We start from the raw sequence: 26,181 nt of genomic DNA on the forward strand, positions 1-26,181 counted from the left end.
AGGCTTGCCTGCGAAGCTTTTTAGATCGCGCTTAGTAATCGATCCGCACATCGCCCTTGGGCACGCTGCAGCAGGACAGGATGTAACCCTCGGCCACGTCTTCATCCGTGATACCGCCGTTGTGGTCCATCTCCACTTCCCCGCCCAGCTTCATTACCTTGCAAGTACCGCAGATACCCATGCCGCAGGCTTTGGGAATCATCAGGCCCAGTTTGGCGGCCGCCGAGTGCACGGTTTCGCCCGGGGCAACGCGGATGCTTTTGCCCGCCGAAATAAACTCCACCTGATGCAGGTCCGCCAGATCGATTTCCGGGGCGTCGGCCGCTTGCTCGGCTTGCTCCACCGCATCGGCGCGTGCTTCAGCCGGCGTCGCGCCGAAGGATTCTTCGTGGTACTGGGCCATGTTGAAGCCGTTGGCTTCGAGCAGGCGTTTGACGGCGTTCATGTACGGCGTTGGCCCGCAGCAGAACACCTCGCGGTCGAGGAAGTCCGGGACCATCAATTCCAGCATTTTCTGGTTCAGATAACCGCGGTAGCCGGCCCAAGGTTCGCCGAGGCCATGCTTTTCGCAAATCAGATGCAGACTGAAGTTGTCGATCCGCGACGCCATGTGCTCCAGCTCGCGGTGGTAAATGATGTCTTTAGGCGAACGGGCGCTGTGGACAAAAACCATATCGACATTGCCGTTGGTGTCGTAGAACCAGCGCGCCATGGACATCACTGGCGTGATCCCGACACCGCCGCTGAGGTAGAGAATTTTCGGGTTGGGGAAGTCGATGGCGTTGAATAACCCCACCGGACCGTGCACGGCCAGCTCCTGGCCTTCATGCAGCGTGTCGTGCAGCCAGTTGGAAACCTTGCCGCCGGGTACGCGCTTGATGGTGATGGAGAAGCTGTACGGTACCGAAGGCGAGCTGGAGATGGTGTACGAACGCATCACCGGCACGCCTTCGATTTCCAGCTCTAGCGTGACGAACTGACCCGGTTTGAAGAAGAACAGGATCGGCTGGTCGGCCATGAAACAGAAGGTGCGCACGTCCCAGGTTTCCTGGATCACCTTGACGACACGCACCAGGTGGCGGCCATTGGCCCAGGTCTGGGTATTTACCGGGCTGAGGAAACTGTTAGACATGCTCATCTCCACGGCCGACTGTCGGCCTTATGATGCGGATTCTGCGTAAGGCGCAGGTTGCCCACTTACCTATCAGCGACATTGACATACTTATCGCGACCAGCCCCCAACGACTGGGGTTAGCGCGTCGGAAACGGATTCGGCCATGTCGCCCATGGATAAGGTTCGGTCAGCGCCGGCCCCCACACTCGGCACTAAATATCCATGCCTGTTTTGTATTGAAAATCTGTACCGATAAGCCTGAACGGCAAAAGAACCGTCGCCTTGCGTGCAACTGACTACAAAAGAACCGTATTAGCCACATTCGCCGACCGTTCAGAAACGGTCATGAGGACTTGAAAGATGGACGTCACCGCAACCTTGAGCTTGGGCGATCCGCTGGAACCGGCACGTAAGGCCACCGCCGAAATGCTGCAGAACCGCGAACGCACGTTTTCGCTGCCGCAGCCTTTCTACAGCGACGAACGGCTTTTTGAAATCGATATGCAGGAAATCTTTCACAAAGAGTGGTTGATTGCGGGCATGACCTGCGAGATCCCGACCAAGGGCAACTACCTGACCCTGCAGATCGGCAAAAACCCGATCATCGTGATTCGCGGTGCCGAAGGTCAGGTGCACGCGTTCCACAACGTCTGTCGTCATCGCGGTTCGCGTCTGTGCACCAGCGACAAGGGCAAAGTCGCCAAGCTGGTCTGCCACTACCACCAGTGGACCTACGAGCTTGACGGGCGTCTGTTGTTCGCCGGCACCGAAATGGGCGCCGACTTCGACATGAAGCAGTACGGCCTCAAGCCAGTGAACGTGAAGACCGCGGGCGGTTACATCTTTATCAGCCTGGCGGAAAACCCGCCGGCCATCGATGATTTCCTGCAGACGCTGAATCACTACATGGAACCCTATGACATGGAGAACACCAAGGTGGCGATTACCACCACCTTGCTGGAGAAAGCCAACTGGAAGCTGGTGCTGGAAAACAACCGCGAGTGCTACCACTGCAACGCGTCGCACCCGGAACTGCTGAAAACCCTGCTGGAGTGGGACGACGTTACCGACCCACGTGCCGACCAGGCCTTCAAGGACCATGTCGCGGCATCTGCGGCTGCCTGGGAAGCCGAGAAGATTCCTTACGCCCACGCCAGCTTCGGCCTGCGTAACCGCATCGTGCGCATGCCGCTGCTCAAGGGCACTGTATCGATGACCATCGATGGCAAGGTCGGCAGCAAAAAACTCATGGGCCGGATCCAGAACCCGGACCTGGGCTCGATGCGCATCCTGCACCTGCCGCACTCGTGGAACCACTGCATGGGCGATCACATCATCGTCTTTACCGTATGGCCACTGGGCGCGCAGGAAACCATGGTCACCACCAAATGGCTGGTGCACAAAGATGCCGTCGAAGGTGTCGATTACGATGTCGACCGCATGCGCCAGGTCTGGGACGCCACCAACGATCAGGACCGTCGTCTGGCTGAAGAGAACCAGCGCGGCATCAACTCCGACGCCTACCAGCCAGGCCCGTACTCCAAGACGTATGAGTTCGGGGTGGTCAACTTCGTGGATTGGTACAGTTCCCGCCTGCTGGAAAACCTCGGCGCGGCGCCAGCGCCGTATCTGAAGGGTGTGGCGGTTAATCACGAGTAATGTGCTGACCTGATTCGCAGGCAAGCCTGCTCCCACAGACGTACGATCACTGTGGGAGCAGGCTTGCCTGCGAAGAGGGTTTATCAGACAGCACATCTTTGACCGATCAAAATTTGATCAGTCCTCGCCAACACCAACCCCGCAGCACCTCCCAGCCTTCCACAAACAACTTATCCACAGCTCCACCCACAGCAATTGTGGGCAAGTCGATTTCTCCCTGTGTAAAAACCCAATAAAAACCGTGACTTATCCAGAAAGGTCTTTCCTCGAAGCTATTGGTTGTTTTTTGATCGCATCGCGAAAAGCCACGGTTCATATGGCTTACAGGGGATAGCGAACATCTTATCCACAGAAGCGCCAACAGACTTTGTGGGCAAGTGTTGATAAGTGATCAGGGAAGAGGTTTTTATCCACAACCAGAATTGGTCGTTTTTCATACAATCGGCTGTAAGTGCCTGAATATATAGGCTGTAGCAGAGAGCAAACATCTTATCCACAGAAGCGCTAACAGTCTGTGTGCGTAAGTGTTGTAGATAGATTGTAGGAGCGCGCTTGCCCGCGATTGTCTCTGTCGGGCGACAAAAATGCGTCGGATGTATCGACGTCATCGCGGGCAAGCGCGCTCCTACACGGGGTCGGACTACCTAACCACACCCTCTTCAATCAACAACTTCAAAATCGCCTCAGCGCCTGCTTCTGCGCTGACGTCCTTGAGCACTTGCCCACCGCCGCCGCTGGCCTTGGCTGTGGCGGCTTTCATTCGATCCGCACCGCTTTTGCCTTTGATCACTTTCAAACGCTTGGGCCGTGGTTTGGCGGGCTGCAACGTCGAGCCGGCGAGCAGCTGATCCACCACCACTTCTACCTGCTCGGCCGCGAGCATGCCGCGTTGTGCCGGGCCATAGGCGCTTTGCCGGGACTTGGGTGCAGCGTTATCCACAGTGGCGAGAAAACGGCAGGCGCACCTTCAGGCGACGCCGCTGACCGCGTGGCAGCGCTTGCAGCACGTGAGCCACGCCGTTAGCCAGCGATTCGACCTGCGCCAGCCCGACCACCAACGGCCAGCCGAGCTTTTCGGCCAGCAGGAACGGCAGCATGTCCGAACCTTCCTGTGGGCTCACGCCTTCGCGCACTTCCATCGACCTTGGTGATCGTGTCCTTCATGCGGTCGGCGCCGCTTTGGGGGTGGTCCACTTTCGAACACTTTAGATACGGTTTGGTCGTCCGCATAACTGACTAAATACCAAACAACCGCTAATACCCCCTACATCTGTCGGATTGTCATCGCCGCTCAGATCACTGATGATTTGCAAACAGCTTCAATAGCATCCAGGCAATGGACGCCAACACAAAAACAAGGACTTCTATGTATCGCGTATCTGCATCAGTCTTTTTTGGGACAACGCTTCTCGCCATTTGGCAAATTCATAAACACTTCCCCGGAATCGAATGGCCGGGACTCGTCATCGCTGGAGCACTATTGTCCGTCATCGTTACGGCTCCCATCGTTCTCTTTTTTCGCAGCAACCGACTACTTTTAAAAGCCTACGGACGGAAGCCAAGTTTTAAATTATTTATGAGGATGATTAAAGGGAACGGGTCGCAGCGCAAGAGAAAGCGGGAGTGAGAACAAGTAGCATTGATTAAACCTTCAACCTCGGCATCGCTACCGCATGCCCCAATCAATGACTAGACTTTTAATGAACAGAGAATCTAAACATTCAAGAAGCTGGAAAACAGACATAAAAAAAACTATCGAATCAATATTTTTCTCAGCCCTCTGGCTAACAACAATAATATTTATGGCATGCCACAATACGTGGCCCATCAACCGATCAACGCTGAAATATGTCGACTACACGTTAGCGGTAATACTTATAGCTCATATAATCAACGTTATAGGCCATGGGATAGCAAAGGCAAATGCTTCAAATCTTGCATTTGTTCGCCCCACAATAAAGCAGGCCATTCTACCAACCACGATCTTAGCTTTTCTTATCATAGCGGGAGGGTGGCTGGCGCTCAGTGAAGAAACCGGAAAGACAATTATCGGTGTCGCAGCAGGATGTTTTTTGTCTGCCAGTTCTATATCCGTAATAGTGTTTAGCTTCATGCTAAGTAAAAAACCAATGAAGTAATATCACGAGAGAAATCAAGACGGTAGAACTGAATGGAATATCCGGAGGCTACGGGCCGGGCATGACAGCAGGGGCGGCAGGCTTTGGAAGTGTCGATAGGTGATCGGGGGGAGGCTTATATCCACAACCAGAGTTGGTCGTTTTTTATACAATCGGCTGTAAGTGCCTGAATATATAGGCTGTAGCGGAGAGCAAACATCTTATCCACAGAAGCGCTAACAGTCTGTGTGCGTAAGTGTTGTAGATGGATTGTAGGAGCGCGCTTGCCCGCGATTTTCTCTGTCGGGCGACAAAAATGCGTCGGATGTATCGACGTCATCGCGGGCAAGCGCGCTCCTACACGGGGTCGGACTACCTAACCACACCCTCTTCAATCAACAGCTTCAAAATCGCCTCTGCGCCTGCTTCAGCACTGACGTCCTTGAGCACTTGCCCACCGCCGCCGCTGGCCTTGGCCGTGGCGGCTTTCATCCGATCCGCACCGCTTTTGCCTTTGATCACTTTCAAACGCTTGGGCCGTGGCTTGGCGGGCTGCAACGTCGAGCCGGCGAGCAGCTGATCCACCACCACTTCTACCTGCTCGGCCGCGAGCATGCCGCGTTGTGCCGGGCCATAGGCGCTTTGCCGGGACTTGGGTGCAGCGTTATCCACAGTGGCGAGAAACGGCAGGCGCACCTTCAGGCGACGCCGCTGACCGCGTGGCAGCGCTTGCAGCACGTGAGCCACGCCGTTAGCCAGCGACTCGACCTGCGCCAGCCCGACCACCAACGGCCAGCCGAGCTTTTCGGCCAGCAGGAACGGCAGCATGCCCGAGCCTTCGCCGGTTTCGGCTTGGCTGCCCGTCAGCACCACTTGCACATTGGTTTCACGCAGGTAATCAATCAGCGCCGGCAAGGCGTCGGCACCTTCGGGCTGCTCCAGCACGTGCAGTTCGTCCAGCCCCATGCCCAGATAAGCCCGCAGCGCAGGCTCGTCGACATTACCGGCGTGCAGCACATGCAAGTTATCCCCAGCCAGTTGCAGACCGAGTTCGACGGCACGGGCGTCCTGTTCGGCACGGCGCGGCCGGCCAGAAGTCGGGTGCGCGCCAATAGAAACCAGGCTGATCACATGCAGAGCATTCTTATCCACAGGGCGATTCATAAGTTCAGGCCGCATCACGTTTCGCCTCGTTACGGTAAGTCTCGATGGCTGCAATCAGCGCCTTGAGGATGTCCGCGCTTTCGCCAATCACCGACAAATCGGCCCGTTTGATCATGTCGCAACCCGGATCGAGGTTGATCGCCACTACCTTGTCGCAGGCTCCGATGCCCTGCAGGTGCTGGATCGCCCCGGAAATACCGACTGCGACGTAGACCCGCGCCGTGACCCAGGTGCCGCTGGCACCGACCTGACGATCACGCGCCATGTAGCCATCGTCCACCGCCACACGGGATGCACCTTCGGTGGCGCCCAGTACGGCGGCGGTACGGTGGAACAAATCCCAGTCCTTCACGCCATTACCACCGGAGAAGATGAACTCGGCTTCGGCCATGGGGATAACTGCAGGGTCCACGGCCACCGCGCCGAGGTCTTCGATACGCGACAAGCTGCGGGCGACGGCTGTGGATAACTCCACTGGCAAGACTTCATGCCGTGTCTCGCTGACCGGCTCTGCACATTCGACGGCGGCCAGAATCAATCGGGCCAGCGGACGGGCCAGGTCTTCACGACCGGCACCGGCGCGACCGATGCACTGATCGTCAGTCATCTGCCAGACCCGTGTCGCCGGACGTTCGCCCAGGCTTGCGGCAAAGCGCCGACCCAATTCACCGCCACCGCTGCGGCTGTCGGGCAGCAACCAGTGACGCGGATTGAACTGGTTATCCACAGCCCGCAGACCTTGCACCCGTTGTTCCGGTGAGTAACCGCTGAACTCGCTGCCTTCCAGCAACAACAAACGGTCGACGCCCGCCGTAGCGAAAGCGTTTTCCTTGTGCTCACCGAACACCACGGCCAGCACCGCGCCGTCTTTGCCGGCAAGGCTGTGAGCCAGACCCAGCAGATCACGGTCGTGGCTGCTCAGGCGGCCGCCGACCATGTCTGGCGCAACACAGATATAGAACGCAGGCTGCGCGACCTGATGCAGCGGCAGTTGCACTTCGGCAGCAGCGGAACGTTTGACCGCCCCACCCTGTTGCGCGCCACTGCGGTCGATACGCTTGATACCGTTGGGGCCAATAAAACCGATGCCGTGAACGTTCTTGCGCAGAATACCGTTGGGCCCCATCCAGCTGGTTTGAGCCGGTTGCATGGCTGCATGCAGCGGGTGCAGGCGGTTACGGGCGATCCATTCGGCACGCGGGTCGCGGCGGATAATGTCGCTCATCAATGCACCTCCGCAGGTTTACGTTTGGCTGGGGACTGCTTGTCTGGTAAAGGAGCGCTGGCAACCACACCCTCCAGCAACGCATCGGCGACCAGCTCAGCAATGTCTTTAATCAGCGGCCGGGGCTCGACCACGCCCTCGAGCATCGCCGTGCACTGCGGGCAGCCGACGGCCACCAGCTCGGCGCCGGTTTCGCGGATGTCGTCCATACGCATGTCAGGAATACGCTGCTTGCCTGGAATGTCAGTGATCGGCGCGCCGCCACCACCACCGCAGCAACGAGAGCGGAAACCGGAGCGTTGCATTTCCTTGATCTCGATGCCCAGCGCACGCAATACCTCGCGCGGCGCCTCGTATTCGCCGTTGTAACGGCCGAGGTAGCACGGATCGTGATAGGTCACGCTGGTGCCTTTGTGCTGACCCAAATTCAGCGAGCCCGCTTCGATCAGTTCAGCCATGTAGGTGCTGTGGTGCTGCACCTGATAGTTGCCGTCAAAAGCACCGTATTCGTTTTTCAGCACATGGAAGCTGTGCGGGTCGCAGGTGACGATGCGCTTGAAGTTGTATTTGGCCAGGGTCTGGATGTTGCGTTTGGCGAGCATCTGGAAGGTTGCTTCATCGCCCAGACGGCGGGCCACGTCGCCACTGTCGCGCTCTTCCAGACCCAACACGGCGAAGTCGACGTTGGCCGCTTTCAGCACTTTGACGAAGGCGCGCAAGGTCCGCTGGTTACGCATGTCGAACGCACCGTCACCGACCCAGAACAACACGTCGGCGGTCTTCTTCTCGCTGAGCAGATTCAGGTTCAAGTCTGCCGCCCAGTTCATCCGTCCACCGGGTGCAAAACCGCCGGGGTTGTCGGTGGCGATCAGGTTGTCCAGAACTTCGGCACCTTTGTTCGGCGTCGCGCCCTTTTCCAGGGTCAGATAGCGGCGCATGTCGACGATGGCGTCAACGTGCTCGATCATCATCGGGCACTCTTCCACGCAGGCGCGGCAAGTGGTGCAGGACCATAGGGTTTCGGCGTCCACCAGACCATTGACGATGGGCTGATGAGCATTGCCGCCGTGTTCACCGATCGGCTTGCCCTTGCCGTCAAGGGATGGGTAGGGGCTGCCAGCGAACTTGGCATCGGTGCCACCGGCCAGGCCGACTACCATGTCTTGAATCAGCTTTTTAGGGTTCAACGGCTGGCCGGCAGCGAACGCCGGGCAGGCTGCTTCGCATTTGCCGCACTGTACGCAGGCGTCGAAGCCCAGCAGCTGGTTCCAGGTGAAGTCCTTGGGTTTTTCCACGCCCAACGGTGCGCTGGTGTCGCTCAGGTCCAGAGGTTTCAAACCCGTGGAGCGGCCGCCGCCAAAGCGTTCGGCGCGACGGTGCCAGGCCAAGTGCAAGGCGCCAGCGAAGGCGTGCTTCATCGGTCCGCCCCAGGTCATGCCGAAAAACATTTCCGACACGCCCCAGGCTACGCCCAGGCCCAGCAGTACGACGAGAACCCAACCGCCAAAGTCTTCCGGCAGGATGCCCGCCACCGGCAGGGTGACCAGAAAGAAGCTGACCGAAAACGCCATCAGGCTTTTCGGCAGGCGCATCCACGGGCCTTTCGACAGCCGCGCGGGCGGATTGCTCCGACGCAAGGCCACGAAGATCGCGCCGACGAACATGATCGCCGAGGCCAGCAGCAAGGCGTAGCCGAGGATGCGGTTGTGCAGGCCGAAGCCGTGTACCAGGATCGCCAGCACCGCCGCCGCCACAAAGCCGCCAGCAGTCGCGACGTGGGTGTTGGCGATGTATTTGTCCCGCGCCACCACGTGGTGCAGATCGACCATATAGCGTTTGGGTATAGCCAGCAGGCCACCGAGCAGGTCGACCTTGGCCGCACGGCCCTGGCGCCACAGCATCATCCGCCGTACCGCGCCCAACACGGCCAAAGCCAGGGCGACGAACAGCAGAATAGGGAGAAGGGTGTTCAACATATGGAGCTCCCACCGGAACATCGGAGAAACACGATCAATGTAGGAGCGGGCTTGCCCGCGATAAGGCCGGGAGGCCTTCAGAGATAACGGGGCGAAACGGACCTTTTGTGGCCGCTTCGCGCCCAATCGCGGGCAAGCCCGCTCCTACAGGGGTACGGCGTTGGTTTTAGAAATCCTTACACAACCGCAATGCGTCGTAGATCGCCGCATGGGTGTTGCGCTGGGCCACGCAGTCGCCGATGCGGAACAGCAAGTAGCCGTCGCCCGGCTGGCTCAGACAAGGTTGCGGCTTGATGGCGAACAACGCGTCGATGTCGATCTGGCCCTTGTTGCGCGAGCCCTCTTTCAACGCGTAGTAGATTTCTTCATCCGGACGCACGCCGTTCTCAATCACCACTTGATCGATCACCCGCTCCTCTTTGGCGCCGGTGTATTCGTTCTCCAGCACGGCGACCAGCTTGTCGCCCTCGCGATAGACCTTCTCCAGCATCAGGTCGCCGGTCATGATCACTTCTTTGGGGTACATGCTGCGGTAGTACGTCGGGAACGACGTGCCGCCGATGGCCACGCCCGGTTTGATGTCGTCGGTGACGATCTCGACCTGGCTGCCCTTGTCCGCGAGGAAGTCGGCAACCGACATCCCGGTGAACTCACAGATGGTGTCGTAGACCAGCACGTTCTTGCCCGGCGCAACCTTGCCGTCGAGCACATCCCAGCTGCTGACCACCAGGCCTTCAGCAGCGCCCCAGTGTTCGTTCTGCTCCAGGAACGGATGACCGCCCACCGCCAACACCACCACATCCGGGCGCAGGTCGAGAATGGCCGCTGCATCCGCCGCCGTACTCAGACGCACGTCGACTTTCAAACGCGCCAGTTCCAGCTGGAACCAACGGGTGATCCCGGCAATCTGATCGCGCTGCGGCGCTTTCGACGCCGTAGTGATCTGCCCGCCGAGCGTGTCTTTCTTCTCAAACAGGGTCACGTCATGTCCACGTTCAGCGGACACTCGAGCGGCTTCCAGACCCGCAGGACCGGCACCGACTACCACCACTTTGCGTTTCACGCCGGTGGATTTTTCGATGATGTGCGGCACACCCATGTATTCACGGGAGGTCGCGGCGTTCTGGATGCACAGCACATCCAGACCTTGGTACTGACGGTCGATGCAATAGTTGGCACCGACGCATTGTCTGATCTGGTCGATCTGGCCCATCTTGATCTTGGCGATCAGGTGCGGGTCAGCGATGTGCGCACGGGTCATGCCGACCATGTCGACGTAGCCACCTTCCAGAATCCGCGTGGCCTGGTTCGGGTCCTTGATGTTCTGCGCGTGCAGCACCGGGACTTTGACCACTTCTTTGATGCCGGCCGCCAGATGCAGGAACGGCTCCGGTGGATAACTCATGTTGGGGATAACGTTGGCCAGGGTGTTGTGGGTGTCACATCCCGAACCCACGACGCCGAGGAAATCGATCATGCCGGTGGCATCGTAATACTTGGCGATTTCCTTCATGTCCTCGTGGCTCAAGCCATCGGGGTGGAATTCGTCACCACAGATACGCAGACCGACGCAGAAATCCGGGCCGACTTCCTTGCGCACAGCCTTGATCACTTCCAGGCCGAAACGCATGCGATTTTCGAAACTGCCGCCCCATTCATCGGTACGCTTGTTGACCCGCGGGCTCCAGAACTGGTCGATCATGTGTTGGTGCACGGCGGACAGCTCAACGCCATCCAGGCCACCGGCCTTGGCCCGCGCAGCCGCGCTGGCGTAGTTGCCGATCACCCGCCAGATTTCTTCCGGCTCGATGGTTTTGCAGGTCGCGCGGTGCACCGGTTCACGAATGCCCGATGGCGACAGCAGGGTCGGCCAGTGGTCGCCGTCCCAACGGGAACGACGACCCATGTGGGTAATCTGGATCATGATCTTGGCGCCATGCTTGTGCATGGCGTCGGCCAGATTCTGGAAGTGCGGGATGATCTTGTCGGTCGCCAGGTTGACCGATTTCCACCAGCCTTGCGGACTGTCGATGGCCACGCTGGAGGACCCGCCACAAATGGCCAGGCCGATGCCACCCTTGGCTTTCTCCTCGTAGTACTTCACATACCGCTCAGTGGTCATGCCGCCATCGGTGGCATAGACCTCGGCGTGTGCGGTACTGAGGACGCGGTTGCGGATGGTCAGTTTGCCGATCTGGATCGGCTGGAACATTGCTTCGAAAGCCATGACGGAAACCTCGACTTACAACGGCTTGACGATGAACAGGCCGTCGTCGTGGCCTTCTTCAGAACCGCCGTAGACCTGCTCGGCCACGGTGCGGATCGAACTGCCCTTGGCTTCAAGAATCTGATCCATGGCACCTGCGAACCAGCCGGTGAACATGTAATCGACCTTGCGCCCGACCTTGCCGTACACGTAAACGAACGCCGAGTGTTCCAGGCGTACGCTGGCGGTGCCTGTTTCCAGGTCGATGGCTTCGATCTTGAACAGGCCCCAGCCACGTTGCGACAGACGCTTCATGTAATGTTCGAACACCGCGACGCCTTCCAGGCCGTGGCATTCAGCTTCTTTCTCGCACCAGTGCCAGGCGGACTTGTAGCCGGCCTTGTAGAGAATCTCGGCGTAGGCATCAGCGCCCAGCACTTCTTCGATGCCCATGTGGTTGTTGACGAAAAAGTGACGTGGCACGTAGAGCATTGGCAAAGCATCAGAGGTCCAGACACCGGTTTCGCTGTCGACTTCGATAGGCAGTTGCGGGGCGATTTTAGCCATGGGGTAAAACTCCAGAAATTCGGGTTACACCCTCTGCGCGAATGGCAGAGGGGTGATGTATTCAGGTGACCGGCTGGGCGGTTATTCGCCCCAAACGTCCTTCAAGACGTTGACCCAGTTCTCGCCCATGATCTTGCGCACCACACGCTCGGGGTGACCGCGCTTGAGCAGGGTTTCAGTGAGATTGGGGAACTCGCCGACGGTACGGATACCCAGCGGGTTGACGATCTTGCCGAAGCTGGTCAGACGACGGGCGTAGCCCTTGTCGTGGGTCAGCCATTCGAAGAAGTCCTGGCCATGGCCCTGGGTGAAGTCAGTGCCGATACCGATAGCGTCTTCACCGACGATGTTCATCACGTACTCGATGGCTTCGGCGTAATCGTCGATGGTCGAATCGATGCCCTTGGCCAGGAACGGGGCGAACATGGTCACGCCGACGAAACCACCGTGATCGGCGATGAACTTCAGTTCTTCGTCAGACTTGTTGCGTGGGTGTTCTTTGAGGCCGGACGGCAGGCAGTGTGAGTAGCAGACCGGTTTTTTCGATTCGAGGATCACTTCTTCAGAGGTCTTCGAGCCGACGTGGGACAGGTCGCACATGATGCCGACGCGGTTCATCTCAGCCACGACTTCGCGACCGAAGCCCGACAGGCCGCCATCACGCTCGTAGCAACCGGTGCCGACGAGGTTCTGGGTGTTGTAGCACATCTGTACCACGCCAACGCCGAGCTGCTTGAAGATCTCGACGTAGCCGAGCTGGTCTTCGAAAGCGTGGGCATTCTGGAAGCCGAAGATGATGCCGGTCTTGCCCTGTTCTTTAGCGCGACGGATGTCAGCGGTGGTCTTGACCGGGATAACCAGGTCGCTGTTGTCGCGGATCAGCTTCTGACTGGCGGCGATATTGTTGACGGTGGCCTGGAAGCCCTCCCACACCGACACGGTGCAGTTGGCTGCCGTCAGACCGCCTTTGCGCATGTCTTCGAACAGCTCACGGTTCCACTTGGCAATGATCAGCCCGTCAATAACGATGCTGTCGGCGTGCAATTCGGCTGGGCTCATCAGGCTGTCCCCTATTAGTGATTCATGCGCCGAATCGTCTGCCGGCGCTTTGGGGCCAGCATATGCCTGAGGGTTAAGCGAGCCGGGTGCAAAAACGACAGGGGGTTTGCCGAAAGCGTCAAGAAGCGACAAAGGGTAAGCGCCGCCCGCCCGGATAGACCGCTTGGCCTCTGTTCTTTACCCGACACCTGAGCGAAAATCCCGGACCATTGTTCCTAACAACGGACGAGGATGTCGCAAATGAGGTCAATGTTATTGGTTTTGGCAGTGCTGGCCGCCGGCGCTCAAGCCGAAGAAAGCACCCCCTGCGACAACGTGGAAACCACCCAGCAAAGCTTCGAGTGTTCGGCCTACAACAGGACCACCTCCGAGCACGAGCTGGAAAACGCTTATAAAGACCTGGTCGAGCGCATCAGCTCGCAGTACGCCAACCACCCGGTGCAACTGAGCGACTACCTCGCCAAAATCAAAAATGCCCAACAAATCTGGACCAAACTGCGCGAAGCCGACTGCGCGGTGCAAACCTTCCTGACCGAAAAAGGCAGCCAGACCCTCGAAATCGGGCAAAACGACTGCTTCGCACAGATGAGCGATGAACGGTCAGAGTATTTGCAGTCGATCGGGATTGAGTGATTCGCGCGCCTATCAAACACCTTTTAAATCATTGGTTTTAAAGGATTATTTTCGGACATTCCGGATCAACTGTGGGAGCAGGCTTGCCTGCGAAGAGGCCGGTAGCCCTCACGCATTCGACCGATGCCGATCCTCACGCGGGCACTTCACGAAGCGCCCTTTATAGCTGCGGGTAAAGTACGAAGGCGACTCGAAACCGCAGGCGATGCTGATCTCCAGCACGCTCATGTCGGTCTGACGTAATAGCTGGCGAGCCTTCTCCAGGCGCAGGCCCAGATAGAAGTTGCTCGGCGTGTCTTTCAAATGCAGCCGAAACAGCCGCTCCAGCTGACGACGAGTCACTTGAATGCCGTCGGCCAGGTCCAGGGTGCTGAGTGGCGGTTCTGTGTGTTGTTCCATTTCGCCAATCACCTGCACCAGTTTTTTGTTGTTGATGCCATAACGCGTTGCGATCTGCATGCGTTGGTGGTCTTTGCGTGGGCGGATCCGGCCGAGCACGAACTGTTCCGAGACCTGAATCGCCAGCTCCGCCCCATGAGCCTGGCCGATCAGGTCGAGCATCATGTCGATGGACGCCGTGCCACCGGCCGAAGTGATGCGACGGCGGTCGATTTCGAACAGTTCCTGGGTCACTGCCAGCTGTGGATAAGATTCCTTGAACGCGTCCAGCGCTTCCCAATGCAGAGTCAGGCGATGGCCGTCGAGCAGGCCAGCCTGAGCCAGTACGAAACTGCCGGTGTCGATGCCGCCGAGGATCACGCCCTCATGGTCGAGGCGGCGTAGCCAGTGTTCCAGTGCGGGGGTGCAAAACTTCAGCGGTTCAAAACCGGCCACCACCCAGAGCGTCGCGCCCTTCTTCAGTGGCTCCAGCGCAGCATCGGCGTTGACCGACATGCCGTTACTGGCAATCACAGCCCCACCATCGACACTCAGTACGTGCCAGCGATACAGCTCGCCACCGAAGCGATTGGCCACGCGCAGCGGCTCGACGGCCGAGACAAAGCCCATCACCGAGAAACCGGGCATGAGCAGAAAGTAGTAATCCTGAGACATCGGGCGTACTCAAAGGGTCGGAATCGGTGCCAGCATCAATAACCACATACGCCTGTTGAATCTGGACAGCAAGAGGGCAGGTCGCTGCTGTGCAAGAGCTGGTCGCCGCTGTGCGTTTTCCCGGGGCTGCAGCTGCGTAACTTGGCCTCACGGCGCGCAAAGACGCCGGAACCCACAATAACCACTGCCGAGGGAATCCATCATGAAAAGACTGATCAGCTGCTGTCTGCTGGCACTCACCGGTACCACCTTCATCGCCAGCAACGCCGTCGCGGCTGAAGCGGCCAGCTGCCAGAACGTGCGCTTGGGCGTGGTCAACTGGACCGACGTCATGGCCACCAGCGCCATGACCCAGGTCTTGCTCGATGGCCTGGGCTACAAGACCAAACAGACCAGTGCCTCACAACAAATCATCTTCGCCGGTATCCGCGACCAGCGTCTGGACATGTTCCTCGGTTACTGGGACCCGCTGATGACCCAAACCATCACCCCGTTCGTGAAAGCCAATCAGGTCCGCGTGCTGTCTGAGCCCAGCCTCAAAGACGCCCGCGCCACCCTCGCCGTCCCCACTTACCTCGCCGACAAGGGCCTGAAAACCTTCGCCGACATCGCCAAGTTCAAGACAGAACTGGGCGGCAAAATCTACGGCATCGAGCCTGGATCAGGGGCCAACACCCAGATTAAGGCAATGATTGCCAAGAACGAGTTCGGCCTAGGCGACTTCCAATTGGTGGAATCCGGTGAAGCCGGGATGCTGTCGGCAGTGACCCGGGCGGTCAATCGCAACGAAGCCATCGTGTTCTTCGGCTGGGCGCCACACCCGATGAACGTCAATCAGAAGATGACCTACCTCACTGGCAGCAATGATGCCTTGGGCCCGAATGAAGGCGAGGCCAAAGTCTGGACCGTCACCGCGCCGGATTACGCCCAACGTTGCCCGAACGTCGACAAGCTACTGACCAACCTGAAGTTCACCGCAGAAGACGAGAGCCGGATGATGCAGCCGCTGCTCGACCACAAAGACGCGCTGGTATCGGCCAAACAATGGCTCAAAGACCATCCGCAAGATCTGAAACGCTGGCTCGCCGGGGTCACAACCTTTGACGGCAAAGACGCCGCGGCAAATCTGCAACTGACCAGCAATCAATAACCGACTCGAACCGCCGATCCGCAGCCTGAAAGACTGCGGACGGGACCACGACACTTTAAAAACCGCCTGTAAGGAATCCTGAAATGAACCATGACGTCATCATCACCTGCGCACTGACCGGTGCTGGCGACACGACCGGGAAAAGCCATCTGGTCCCGATCACTCCCAAACAAATCGCCGCCGCCGCCGTTGAAGCCGCCAATGCGGGCGCGACCGTGGTCCATTGCCACGTACGCGACCCCGAAACCGGCAAGTTCAGCCGCGACGTTGCCCTGTACCGCGAAGTGATGGAGCGCATTCGCGAAGCCGACGTCGACATCATCGTCAACCTCACCGCAGGCATGGGCGGCGACCTGGAGATTGGCGCTGGCGAGAACCCGATGGAGTTTGGCCCGAACACCGATCTGATCGGCCCGCTGGCCCGTCTGGCGCACGTTGAAGCGCTGCTGCCGGAAATCTGCACCCTCGATTGCGGCACCCTCAATTTCGGCGACGGTGACACCATCTACGTCTCCACCCCGGCCCAGCTGCGCGCTGGCGCCAAACGCATTCAAGAGCTGGGCGTGAAAGCCGAGCTGGAAATTTTCGACACCGGTCACCTGTGGTTCGCCAAACAGATGATCAAGGAAGGCTTGCTCGACAACCCATTGTTCCAGCTGTGCCTGGGCATTCCATGGGGCGCGCCGGCTGACACCACCACCATGAAAGCCATGGTCGACAACCTGCCGGAAAACGCGGTGTGGGCGGGCTTCGGCATCGGCCGCATGCAAATGCCGATGGCGGCTCAAGCGGTATTGCTGGGCGGCAACGTGCGCGTCGGCCTGGAAGACAATATCTGGCTTGATCGCGGCGTGCTGGCCAGCAACGGCGCACTGGTCGAACGTGCCTCGGAAATCCTCAGCCGCATGGGCGCTCGTGTTCTGACCCCTGCCGAAGGCCGGATCAAAATGGGCCTGACCAAGCGCGGCTGATCAATAACGACAACGACTCAGACCCACTGTGGGAGCGAATTCATTCGCGAAGACGTCGGCACATCCAACATCGTCAGTGCCTGACACACCGCCTTCGCGAATGAATTCGCTCCCACAAAATCGCCTACAGAATTCTATTCAGGAACTCGCGATGACTTTTATCACTGACATCAAAACCTTCGCCGCCCTCGGTAGCGGCGTTATCGGCAGCGGTTGGGTTTCCCGTGCACTGGCCCACGGCCTGGACGTGGTGGCCTGGGACCCGGCGCCTGGCGCTGAAGCCGCCCTGCGCAAGCGCGTCGCCAATGCCTGGCCGGCGCTGGAAAAACAGGGTCTGACCCCAGGTGCCTCGCAAGATCGCCTGCGCTTCGTCGCCACTATCGAAGAATGCGTGCGTGACGCCGACTTCATTCAGGAAAGCGCCCCCGAGCGTCTGGACCTGAAACTCGATCTGCACAGCAAGATCAGCGCCGCGGCCAAGCCGAACGCCTTGATCGGCTCCAGCACCTCCGGCCTGTTGCCGAGTGAATTCTACGAAAGCGCCACCCACCCGGAACGCTGCGTGGTGGGCCATCCGTTCAACCCGGTTTACCTGCTGCCGCTGGTCGAAGTGGTTGGCGGCAAAAACACCGCGCCCGAGGCCGTGCAAGCGGCGATCAAGGTCTATGAATCCCTGGGCATGCGTCCGCTGCATGTGCGCAAGGAAGTACCGGGCTTTATCGCTGACCGTTTGCTCGAAGCGCTGTGGCGCGAGGCCTTGCATCTGGTCAACGACGGCGTGGCCACCACCGGCGAAATCGACGATGCGATCCGCTTTGGCGCCGGTCTGCGCTGGTCGTTCATGGGCACCTTCCTGACCTACACCCTGGCAGGCGGCGATGCCGGCATGCGCCACTTCATGGCGCAATTCGGCCCGGCACTGCAACTGCCGTGGACCTACTTGCCGGCACCGGAACTGACCGACAAGCTGATCGACGATGTGGTCGACGGCACCACCGAGCAGCTCGGCAGCCACAGCATCTCGGCCCTGGAACGCTATCGTGATGACTGCCTGCTGGCCGTGCTTGAGGCGGTGAAAACCACCAAAGCCAAGCATGGGATGGCGTTTAGCGACTAGCCGATAAACCTGTAGGAGCGCGCTTGCCCGCGATAGCGACTTGCCTGACACACCGCGCCGACTGCATCGCGGGCAAGCGCGCTCCTACAGGGGGATCATTCCAAATAAAAATTGATGAGACTGCCATGCCAACACTAACCACCTACAAAACCCCAGTCCTCGCCGACTGGGTCGACTACAACGGGCATCTGCGCGATGCGTTTTATCTGCTGATCTTCAGCTACGCCACTGACGCTTTCATGGACCACTTGGGTCTGGACAGCGACAACCGTGAAGCCAGCGGCCATTCGCTGTTCACCCTTGAATGCCATCTCAATTATTTGCACGAAGTGAAGCTGGGCGAAGAGGTCGAAGTTCGCACCCAAGTGGTCGGCCACGACCGCAAACGCGTGCACCTCTACCACAGCCTGCACAAACCCGGCAGCGACGAAGCTTTGGCCGCCAATGAGCAAATGCTGCTGCATGTCGACCTGGCTGGCCCGCGTTCGGCGCCCTTCAGCGAACCTGTGTTGAACACCTTGCTGGGCCTGGTCGAAACACAGAAGGACTTACCGCCGCCCGCCTACGTCGGTCGCGTGATTGGACTGCCTAAACAATAAAAAGGAGATCGCCATTAACACTTCAGCCTTCGCCGACTTTCGCAGTTACCCGTTGATCAGCGCTTTGACCGCCGTGCAACCATTGGCGGACAAGCTGCAAGTGCAATGGGCCGATGGGCGACTCAGCCCCTTTCATCATCAATGGCTGCGGGACAACTGCCCGTGCCCCGAATGCGTGTACAGCGTGACCCGCGAGCAAGTACTGGAAATCGTCGATGTCGCCGAAGTCCTGGTGCCGAACTTCAGTCTTATCGATGCCCAGGGTTGTCTGTGTGTGGAATGGCAGGATGGCCATCAAAGCCGCTTCGATCCCGGCTGGCTACGTGCCCACGCCTATGACGAGGCGTCGCGGGCCGAGCGACTGGGGGCCAAGCCAAAAAGCCAGCTGTGGACTGCGGATCTGCAACTGCCGGTTTTCGAATATCAAGCGGTGATGGAAGACCCGCAGACGCTGCTCAAGTGGTTGCTGGCCCTACGCGATATCGGCCTGACTCAGGTGCGCGGCGTGCCGACCGAGCCGGGTTCATTGGTGCAGATCGCCAAGCGGATTTCGTTTATCCGCGAGAGTAATTTCGGCGTGTTGTTCAACGTGCAATCAAAAGCCGATGCCGACAGCAACGCCTACACCGCTTTCAACCTGCCGCTGCACAGCGACCTGCCGACCCGCGAGCTGCAACCGGGGCTGCAGTTTCTGCATTGTCTGGTCAATGAAACGGTGGGCGGCGAAAGCATTTTCGTCGATGGCTTTGCGATTGCCGATGCGCTACGCCGTGAAGATCCAGAGGCGTTCCGCAGCTTGTGCGAGATCCCGGTGGAATTCCGCAACAAGGATCGCCACAGCGACTACCGCTGCCTGGCGCCAATCATCGCGCTCGACGCGCTGGGTCGAGTCAGTGAAATTCGCATGGCCAACTTCCTGCGCGGTCCGTTCGATGCACCGGCAGCCCAGATGCCCGCACTGTATCGGGCCTATCGACGCTTTATCGCCATGACCCGCGAAGCGCGTTTTCGGGTGATTGCGCGGTTGAGCCCAGGTGAAATGTGGTGCTTCGACAACCGCCGCACCCTCCACGCCCGCAATGCGTTTGACCCGGCAACCGGCGCAAGGCACTTCCAGGGTTGCTACATCGACCGGGATGAACTGCTGTCGCGGATATTGGTGTTGCAGCGGTAAGCCGACAGACAGCCACAAAAAAGCCCGCATCTGCGGGCTTTTTCAATCAACTCGGACTCAGTTGATTTTGGCGTTCAGCTCGCCTTTTGCATAACGCTGGAACATTTTCTCAAGCGAGATCGGCTTGATTTTCGAAGCGTTGCCGGCAGTGCCGAAGGCTTCGTAACGCGCGATACAGATGTCACGCATAGCCGTGATGGTTTCGCCGAAGAATTTGCGCGGGTCGAATTCACTCGGGTTGGTAGCCATCAGGCGACGCATTGCGCCGGTGGACGCCAGACGCAGGTCGGTGTCGATGTTGACCTTACGCACGCCGTACTTGATGCCTTCGACGATTTCTTCAACCGGTACGCCGTAGGTCTCTTTGATGTCGCCGCCGTATTGGTTGATGATTTTCAACCATTCTTGCGGAACCGAAGACGAACCGTGCATCACCAGGTGGGTGTTAGGGATGCGCTTGTGGATTTCCTTGATGCGTTCGATAGCCAAGGTGTCGCCGGTAGGCGGCTTGGTGAACTTGTACGCGCCGTGGCTGGTACCGATAGCGATGGCCAGGGCATCGACCTGAGTCTTCTTGACGAAGTCAGCGGCTTCTTCCGGATCGGTCAACAGCTGGCTGTGATCGAGCACGCCTTCTGCACCCACGCCGTCTTCTTCGCCAGCCATACCGGTTTCCAGAGAACCCAGGCAGCCCAGCTCGCCTTCGACCGACACGCCGCAGGCGTGAGCCATGGCCACGGTTTGCTGAGTCACGCGTACGTTGTACTCGTAGTCAGTCGGGGTCTTGCCGTCTTCGGCAAGGGAGCCATCCATCATGACCGAGCTGAAGCCCAGCTGGATCGAGCGCTGGCAGATGTCAGGGCTGGTGCCGTGGTCCTGGTGCATGACCACCGGGATGTGCGGGAATTCTTCGATGGCGGCGAGGATCAAGTGACGCAGGAACGGCGCGCCAGCGTATTTGCGCGCACCGGCCGAAGCCTGAACGATCACCGGGGAATCGGTCTTGTCGGCCGCTTCCATAATGGCGCGCATCTGTTCCAGGTTGTTGACGTTGAAAGCGGGGACGCCGTAGCCGAACTCGGCTGCGTGGTCCAACATCTGGCGCATGCTGATAAGTGCCATTTTAGGTCTCTCTCCCGGTAGGGTCGTTAATCGTGCAAGCCTGCCTTAACGGCGGCTGCTATTCAAATTTTGCGCATCGTACACATGCCGAGCGCTCTCTCTACGCAGTCGCGCTTATTCAGTAGCAGCCTCAGCTCCAGACTATGGAGCCTTGCAACCGCGACCGATCAAATCATTGGTGGCAACCCAGTAAACCAGGCCTTCCTCACCTTTTATGTGAAACGCCAACACGCCATCACTGTACAGCTCACCAGAAGCGCCGGGCTCAGGCTTCAAACGATAGACCTGATCACTGCCGATCAGGCGAACATCGACTTCATTCTTGGTGCTATCGGTAAAATGCCACAGCAATCCCGCCTTACTGTCGCAAACCCAATTGGTCCAAGTGTCCGGTTCCGGTGCTTTCATGCTGGCGCAACCGCCAAGTACTGCAAGTGTCGCAAGGGCGATTAAGCCTTTCATTACTTCTCCTGGTCGCCCCATGAAGCCTGGCAGGTGCCAATCACTTCGGTCGCTCAGGGGCAGTCTTGTTCCTGATTGCGCTCATCGGTCAGTTCACCCGTGGCGTATGCCTCGACATCCACCACGGTTGCTCAACCACATCCCAAGCGTTATGGACAGCCCACTTCCGCCACCTTGGGGATAAGCTCGTACTTGTCCAGGGCTTCCTGACCGCCGCGCTTGTAAATGATCGGCACGGTTTCCGCCTGCCAGTGAGCCTGGTAGCAGCTTACCTGGAGCACCCGAGGCGCGGTTTGCGTCTCTTCGGCTTCCGGCTCACTGGCACACCCGACCATCAGACCGGCAATGATGAACAGCGGTAACGGCTTGATCATGTAATTCCCCTTTACCAACGCCGGATGCTCAGGCCTTGGCACGTTGCTCCAAAACTTCAACGGCAGGCAGAACCTTGCCTTCTACAAACTCAAGGAACGCACCGCCACCCGTAGAAATGTAGGAGATTTGATCCGCTACGCCATATTTATCGATAGCTGCCAGTGTATCGCCGCCACCCGCGATGGAAAATGCCGGGCTCTCGGCGATGGCCTTGGCCAGTGTCTTGGTGCCTTCGCCGAACTGATCGAACTCGAATACACCCACCGGACCGTTCCACAGAATAGTCTTGGAAGATTTCAGTAATTCGGCAAAGTGCGCCGCCGTTTGCGGACCGATGTCCAGAATCATGTCGTCGTCAGCCACGTCGGCGATCAGCTTGACCGTCGCCACAGCGCTTTCGGCGAATTCCTTGGCCACGACCACGTCCACCGGCAGCGGCACGCTGACTTTGGCGGCGATGGCGCGCGCGGTGTCCAGCAGGTCGGGTTCGTACAGCGATTTGCCGACATTGTGACCGGCTGCCGCGAGGAAGGTGTTGGCGATGCCGCCACCGACGATCAACTGGTTGCAGATCGCGCTCAGGCTATTGAGTACGTCCAGCTTGGTGGACACCTTGGAGCCGGCGACGATGGCCGCCATCGGCTGGGCAGGTGCGCCAAGGGCTTTGCCCAAGGCATCCAGCTCGGCAGCCAGCAACGGGCCAGCGGCCGCGATTTTGGCGAACTTGGCGACGCCGTGGGTCGAACCCTCGGCGCGGTGAGCGGTGCCGAAGGCGTCCATCACGAACACGTCGCACAGAGCTGCGTATTTTTGCGCCAGCTCGTCGGCGTTTTTCTTCTCGCCCTTGTTGAAGCGCACGTTCTCGAACAGCACGATGTCGCCAGCCTTGACCTCGATACCGTCCAGATAGTCGGCCACCAGCGGCACGTCACGACCCAGCGCTTTGCTCAGGTAGTCGGCAACCGGTTTAAGGCTGTTTTCGGCGGAAAACTCGCCCTCGGTCGGACGGCCCAGGTGCGAGCAGACCATGACGGCAGCACCCTTTTCCAGCGCCAGCTTGATGGTCGGCAGCGAAGCAAGAATCCGCGCATCGCTGGTTACCAAACCGTCCTTGACCGGGACGTTGAGGTCTTCGCGGATCAATACACGCTTACCTTGCAGATCGAGGTCGGTCATCTTCAACACGGTCATGATGCAGTCCCTGTTTGTTACTGTTGTTTGTGGATGACGTTCAGATAATGATCCGCAACGTCGAGCATTCGATTGGCAAAACCCCATTCGTTGTCGAACCAGGCCAGCAGGTTCACCAGCCGAGGGCCGGAAACGCGAGTCTGACTGGCATCGACAATGGCCGAATGGGGATCATGGTTGAAATCACAGCTGGCATGCGGTAGTTCGGTATACGCCAGCAAACCTTTCAGCGGGCCGCTGGTGGCAGCCTCGCGAAGGATCCGGTTGATCTCGGCGGCATCGGTATCACGCTCGGTTTGCAGGGTGATGTCGAGGCAGGAAACGTTAACGGTCGGCACACGTACTGCTTTGGCCTGAATTCGCCCGGCAAGTTCCGGCAGAAGCCGCTCGATGCCACGCGCCAGACCAGTGGACACCGGAATGATCGACTGAAAGGCCGAACGCGTACGGCGCAGGTCTTCGTGATGGTAGGCGTCGATCACCGGCTGGTCGTTCATCGCCGAGTGAATGGTGGTGATGGTCAGGTATTCCAGGCCGACGGCCTGATCCAGCAGGCGCAGCAACGGCACGCTGCAGTTGGTGGTGCAGGACGCGGCCGAGACCAGCAGTTCATCACCGGTCAGTGTGTGCTGATTGATGCCATAGACGATGGTGGCGTCGACATCCGCTTCGCTGGCCATCGGCTGCGAGAACAGCACGCGGGGCGCGCCGGCATCGAGAAAGCGCTGACCGTCTTCGCGGGTGTGGTAGACACCCGAGCATTCGAGCACCAGATCCACGCCCAGCCCGGCCCAGTCGATGCCTTCCGGAATCGCGCTGCGCAGGACTTTGATGCGGTGATCGTTGATGTGCAGGTATTCGCCTTCGACCCGCACTTCGCCCGGAAAGCGACCGTGGGTGGAATCGAAGCGCGTGAGGTATTCGAGACTGGCCATGTCGGCCAGATCGTTGATTGCAACCACTTCAAACCCGGCCTTCGCCCCTCGCTCACAGAGCGCACGCACGACACAACGACCGATTCGGCCGTAGCCGTTGAGAGCAACTCTATAAGGACGCGGCTGAGGCATGGGGTTCTCGCGTGAAGGATTGCAGAGAACCTGTAGGAGCTGCCGAAGGCTGCGATAAGGTCCGAAGGACCTTCTGTGCACCAAAAGCCACGACCGATTCTCGGTCGATCGCAGCCTTCGGCAGCTCCTACAGGGGACGCGTTACTTCTTAGTCTTCCAGCAGCTCTTCAGCCGTACCCAGGATGTTTTCCAGGGTGAAACCGAAATGTTCGAACAAGGCTGGCGCAGGCGCCGACTCGCCGAAGGTGGTCATGCCGATCACACGACCTTCCAGACCGACGTACTTGTACCAGTAGTCCGCGTGGGCGGCTTCGATGGCGATACGGGCGCTGACTTGCAACGGCAGGACCGCTTGCTTGTACATCGCGTCCTGCGCTTCGAAGACGCTGGTGCACGGCATGGAAACCACGCGCACCTTGCGGCCTTGTGCAGTCAGGGCGTCAAAGGCTTGTACCGCCAGACCTACTTCCGAACCGGTAGCGATCAGAATCAGCTCAGGCTCGACATCGCAATCGCGCAGCACATAACCACCACGAGCGATATCCGCCAATTGCACGGTATGACGGGATTGGTGAGTCAGGTTCTGACGGGAGAAGATCATCGCCGATGGACCGTCGTTACGCTCGATGGCGTATTTCCAGGCCACTGCCGATTCCACGGCATCCGCCGGACGCCAGGTGTCGAGGTTCGGCGTGCAACGCAGGCTGGCCAGTTGCTCGATGGGCTGGTGCGTCGGGCCGTCTTCGCCCAGACCGATGGAGTCGTGGGTGAACACGTAGATCACGCGCTTCTTCATCAGTGCGGACATGCGCACTGCGTTACGGGCGTACTCCATGAAGATCAGGAACGTTGCGCCGTACGGCACGAAACCACCGTGCAGAACGATGCCGTTCATGATCGCGCTCATGCCGAATTCGCGAACGCCGTAATGCAGGTAGTTACCGCTGAAATCGTCAGCCGTGATGCTCTTGGAGCCTTTCCAGATGGTCAGGTTGGAGCCGGCCAGGTCAGCCGAACCACCCAGGAACTCAGGCAGCAGCGGGCCGAAGGCATTCAATGCGTTCTGGCTGGCTTTACGGCTGGCGATGGTTTCGCCCTTGGCGTTGACTTCAGCGATGTAAGCATCGGCTTTTTCGGCGAAATCGGCAGGCAGCTCGCCGCTGATGCGACGAATAAGCTCGTTGGCCAGTTCCGGGTGAGCAGCGGAGTAGGCAGCAAACCGCTGATCCCACTCGGCTTCGACGGCAAGACCGGTTTCCTTGGCATCCCATTCGGCGTAGATATCAGCCGGAATTTCGAAAGGACCGTGGTTCCATTTCAGCGCAGCGCGGGTCAGGGCGATTTCCTCGGCGCCCAGTGGCGCGCCGTGGGACTCTTCCTTGCCTTGCTTGTTCGGCGAGCCGAAACCAATGGTGGTCTTGCAGCAGATCAGCGTTGGCTGCGCGCTTTTGCGTGCAGTGTCGATAGCGATCTTGATTTCTTCGGCATCGTGGCCGTCGACGTTGCGGATCACTTGCCAGTTGTAGGCTTCGAAACGTTTTGGTGTGTCGTCGGTGAACCAGCCTTCAACTTCGCCATCGATGGAGATGCCGTTGTCATCGTAGAACGCGATCAGCTTGCCCAGACCCAAGGTACCGGCCAGCGAGCTAACTTCGTGGGAAATGCCTTCCATCATGCAGCCATCACCCAGGAATACGTAGGTGTGGTGATCGACGATGTTGTGACCCGGGCGGTTGAACTGCTCGGCCAGCACTTTTTCAGCGATGGCGAAACCAACGGCATTGGCCAGGCCTTGGCCCAATGGACCGGTGGTGGTTTCAACGCCTGGGGTGTAACCGTATTCCGGGTGACCCGGGGTACGGCTATTCAATTGACGGAAGTTTTTCAGGTCGTCGATCGACAGGTCGTAACCGGTCAGGTGCAGCAGCGAGTACACCAGCATCGAGCCGTGGCCGTTGGACATGATGAAACGGTCACGGTCGGCGAACGACGGGTTGCTCGGGTTGTGCTTGAGGTAGTCACGCCACAGCACCTCGGCAATATCCGCCATGCCCATAGGGGCACCGGGATGGCCGCTGTTGGCTTTTTGCACGGCATCCATGCTGAGGGCACGAATGGCGTTGGCACGCTCACGACGGCTGGGCATCGCTGATCTCCTGGAACTGAAAGGATGGGATCGG

General features: G+C 58.9%; 22 protein-coding genes and 1 pseudogene. 8 read left to right on the forward strand and 15 right to left on the reverse strand.

Going from position 1 to position 26,181, the window contains the following annotated elements:
- Positions 1–31 precede the first annotated feature (31 nt).
- A complete protein-coding gene (gene gbcB / locus AC1MEE_RS23955) occupies positions 32–1,132 on the reverse strand; it encodes a glycine-betaine demethylase subunit GbcB (protein WP_480411993.1) in 1,101 nt (366 codons plus the stop codon).
- Positions 1,133–1,474: 342 nt separating this feature from the next.
- Here gbcB and gbcA point away from each other — a divergent pair, with 342 nt between their 5' ends.
- Complete coding sequence (gbcA, locus tag AC1MEE_RS23960; RefSeq protein WP_480411994.1) at positions 1,475–2,773, forward strand: glycine-betaine demethylase subunit GbcA; 1,299 nt, start codon at positions 1,475–1,477, stop codon at positions 2,771–2,773.
- Positions 2,774–3,413: 640 nt separating this feature from the next.
- On the opposite strand, the pseudogene AC1MEE_RS23965 reads toward gbcA, so the two are convergent.
- Positions 3,414–3,882: pseudogene (locus AC1MEE_RS23965) on the reverse strand (electron transfer flavoprotein subunit beta); the annotation flags it as partial.
- A gap of 591 nt (positions 3,883–4,473) precedes the next feature.
- Here AC1MEE_RS23965 and AC1MEE_RS23970 point away from each other — a divergent pair.
- Positions 4,474–4,911: a hypothetical protein gene (locus tag AC1MEE_RS23970; RefSeq protein WP_480411995.1), complete on the forward strand. Its 438-nt coding sequence runs from the start codon at positions 4,474–4,476 to the stop codon at positions 4,909–4,911.
- 351 nt (positions 4,912–5,262) lie between these two features.
- Here AC1MEE_RS23970 and etfB read toward each other — a convergent pair whose 3' ends face one another.
- From etfB to AC1MEE_RS24000, 6 genes are all read right to left on the reverse strand, one after another.
- On the reverse strand, positions 5,263–6,054 hold the full coding sequence (gene etfB / locus AC1MEE_RS23975) for an electron transfer flavoprotein subunit beta (protein ID WP_480416328.1): 792 nt from the start codon (positions 6,052–6,054) through the stop codon (positions 5,263–5,265).
- Positions 6,055–6,058: 4 nt separating this feature from the next.
- Positions 6,059–7,279, reverse strand: coding sequence for an electron transfer flavoprotein subunit alpha (gene etfA, locus AC1MEE_RS23980; RefSeq protein ID WP_480411996.1), 1,221 nt, complete (start codon positions 7,277–7,279; stop codon positions 6,059–6,061).
- On the reverse strand, positions 7,279–9,255 hold the full coding sequence (gene dgcB, locus AC1MEE_RS23985) for a dimethylglycine demethylation protein DgcB (protein ID WP_480411997.1): 1,977 nt from the start codon (positions 9,253–9,255) through the stop codon (positions 7,279–7,281). The genes etfA and dgcB overlap by 1 nt, the downstream gene beginning before the upstream one ends.
- 166 nt (positions 9,256–9,421) lie before the next feature.
- On the reverse strand, positions 9,422–11,482 hold the full coding sequence (gene dgcA, locus AC1MEE_RS23990) for a dimethylglycine demethylation protein DgcA (RefSeq protein WP_480411998.1): 2,061 nt from the start codon (positions 11,480–11,482) through the stop codon (positions 9,422–9,424).
- 15 nt (positions 11,483–11,497) lie between these two features.
- The gene (locus AC1MEE_RS23995) at positions 11,498–12,028 is read right to left on the reverse strand and encodes a DUF5943 domain-containing protein (RefSeq protein WP_480411999.1); all 531 of its coding nucleotides are present in this window, start codon (positions 12,026–12,028) and stop codon (positions 11,498–11,500) included.
- 81 nt (positions 12,029–12,109) lie between these two features.
- Entirely contained in the window at positions 12,110–13,087 is a 978-nt protein-coding gene (locus tag AC1MEE_RS24000) for a dipeptidase (RefSeq protein ID WP_480412000.1), read from the reverse strand.
- A 240-nt stretch (positions 13,088–13,327) separates the two neighbouring features.
- Here AC1MEE_RS24000 and AC1MEE_RS24005 point away from each other — a divergent pair, with 240 nt between their 5' ends.
- The gene (locus AC1MEE_RS24005) at positions 13,328–13,720 is read left to right on the forward strand and encodes a lysozyme inhibitor LprI family protein (protein WP_480412001.1); all 393 of its coding nucleotides are present in this window, start codon (positions 13,328–13,330) and stop codon (positions 13,718–13,720) included.
- 108 nt (positions 13,721–13,828) lie between these two features.
- Here the strand turns inward: AC1MEE_RS24005 and AC1MEE_RS24010 are convergent, their stop codons facing one another.
- The gene (locus AC1MEE_RS24010) at positions 13,829–14,773 is read right to left on the reverse strand and encodes a GlxA family transcriptional regulator (RefSeq protein ID WP_480412002.1); all 945 of its coding nucleotides are present in this window, start codon (positions 14,771–14,773) and stop codon (positions 13,829–13,831) included.
- Between the two features lie 202 nt (positions 14,774–14,975).
- On the opposite strand from AC1MEE_RS24010, the gene choX reads away from it, so the two are divergent.
- From choX to AC1MEE_RS24035, 5 genes are all read left to right on the forward strand, one after another.
- Positions 14,976–15,923, forward strand: a complete 948-nt coding sequence (choX, locus tag AC1MEE_RS24015; RefSeq protein ID WP_480412003.1) for a choline ABC transporter substrate-binding protein — start codon at positions 14,976–14,978, stop codon at positions 15,921–15,923.
- A gap of 83 nt (positions 15,924–16,006) precedes the next feature.
- Complete coding sequence (gene cdhC, locus AC1MEE_RS24020; RefSeq protein ID WP_480412004.1) at positions 16,007–16,894, forward strand: 3-dehydrocarnitine:acetyl-CoA trimethylamine transferase CdhC; 888 nt, start codon at positions 16,007–16,009, stop codon at positions 16,892–16,894.
- Positions 16,895–17,045: 151 nt separating this feature from the next.
- Complete coding sequence (locus tag AC1MEE_RS24025) at positions 17,046–18,011, forward strand: L-carnitine dehydrogenase (RefSeq protein WP_480412005.1); 966 nt, start codon at positions 17,046–17,048, stop codon at positions 18,009–18,011.
- A gap of 125 nt (positions 18,012–18,136) precedes the next feature.
- Positions 18,137–18,610, forward strand: coding sequence for a thioesterase family protein (locus tag AC1MEE_RS24030; RefSeq protein ID WP_480412006.1), 474 nt, complete (start codon positions 18,137–18,139; stop codon positions 18,608–18,610).
- Between the two features lie 13 nt (positions 18,611–18,623).
- Entirely contained in the window at positions 18,624–19,784 is a 1,161-nt protein-coding gene (locus tag AC1MEE_RS24035) for a gamma-butyrobetaine dioxygenase (RefSeq protein ID WP_480416329.1), read from the forward strand.
- Between the two features lie 57 nt (positions 19,785–19,841).
- On the opposite strand, the gene fba is transcribed toward AC1MEE_RS24035, so the two are convergent.
- The 6 genes from fba to tkt all read right to left on the reverse strand — a co-directional run bounded on the left by fba (position 19,842) and on the right by tkt (position 26,147).
- The gene (fba, locus tag AC1MEE_RS24040; RefSeq protein ID WP_480412007.1) at positions 19,842–20,906 is read right to left on the reverse strand and encodes a class II fructose-bisphosphate aldolase; all 1,065 of its coding nucleotides are present in this window, start codon (positions 20,904–20,906) and stop codon (positions 19,842–19,844) included.
- A 141-nt stretch (positions 20,907–21,047) separates the two neighbouring features.
- A complete protein-coding gene (locus AC1MEE_RS24045; RefSeq protein WP_480412008.1) occupies positions 21,048–21,368 on the reverse strand; it encodes an MliC family protein in 321 nt (106 codons plus the stop codon).
- Between the two features lie 149 nt (positions 21,369–21,517).
- Positions 21,518–21,742: a hypothetical protein gene (locus AC1MEE_RS24050; RefSeq protein WP_480412009.1), complete on the reverse strand. Its 225-nt coding sequence runs from the start codon at positions 21,740–21,742 to the stop codon at positions 21,518–21,520.
- A 28-nt stretch (positions 21,743–21,770) separates the two neighbouring features.
- Entirely contained in the window at positions 21,771–22,934 is a 1,164-nt protein-coding gene (locus AC1MEE_RS24055; RefSeq protein ID WP_480412010.1) for a phosphoglycerate kinase, read from the reverse strand.
- A gap of 17 nt (positions 22,935–22,951) precedes the next feature.
- The gene (gene epd / locus AC1MEE_RS24060; RefSeq protein ID WP_480412011.1) at positions 22,952–24,001 is read right to left on the reverse strand and encodes an erythrose-4-phosphate dehydrogenase; all 1,050 of its coding nucleotides are present in this window, start codon (positions 23,999–24,001) and stop codon (positions 22,952–22,954) included.
- Positions 24,002–24,149: 148 nt separating this feature from the next.
- Positions 24,150–26,147, reverse strand: coding sequence for a transketolase (gene tkt, locus AC1MEE_RS24065; RefSeq protein ID WP_480412012.1), 1,998 nt, complete (start codon positions 26,145–26,147; stop codon positions 24,150–24,152).
- Between the last annotated feature and the right edge of the window lie 34 nt (positions 26,148–26,181).

The sequence above is a fragment of the Pseudomonas sp. ASL3 genome (assembly GCF_056680425.1).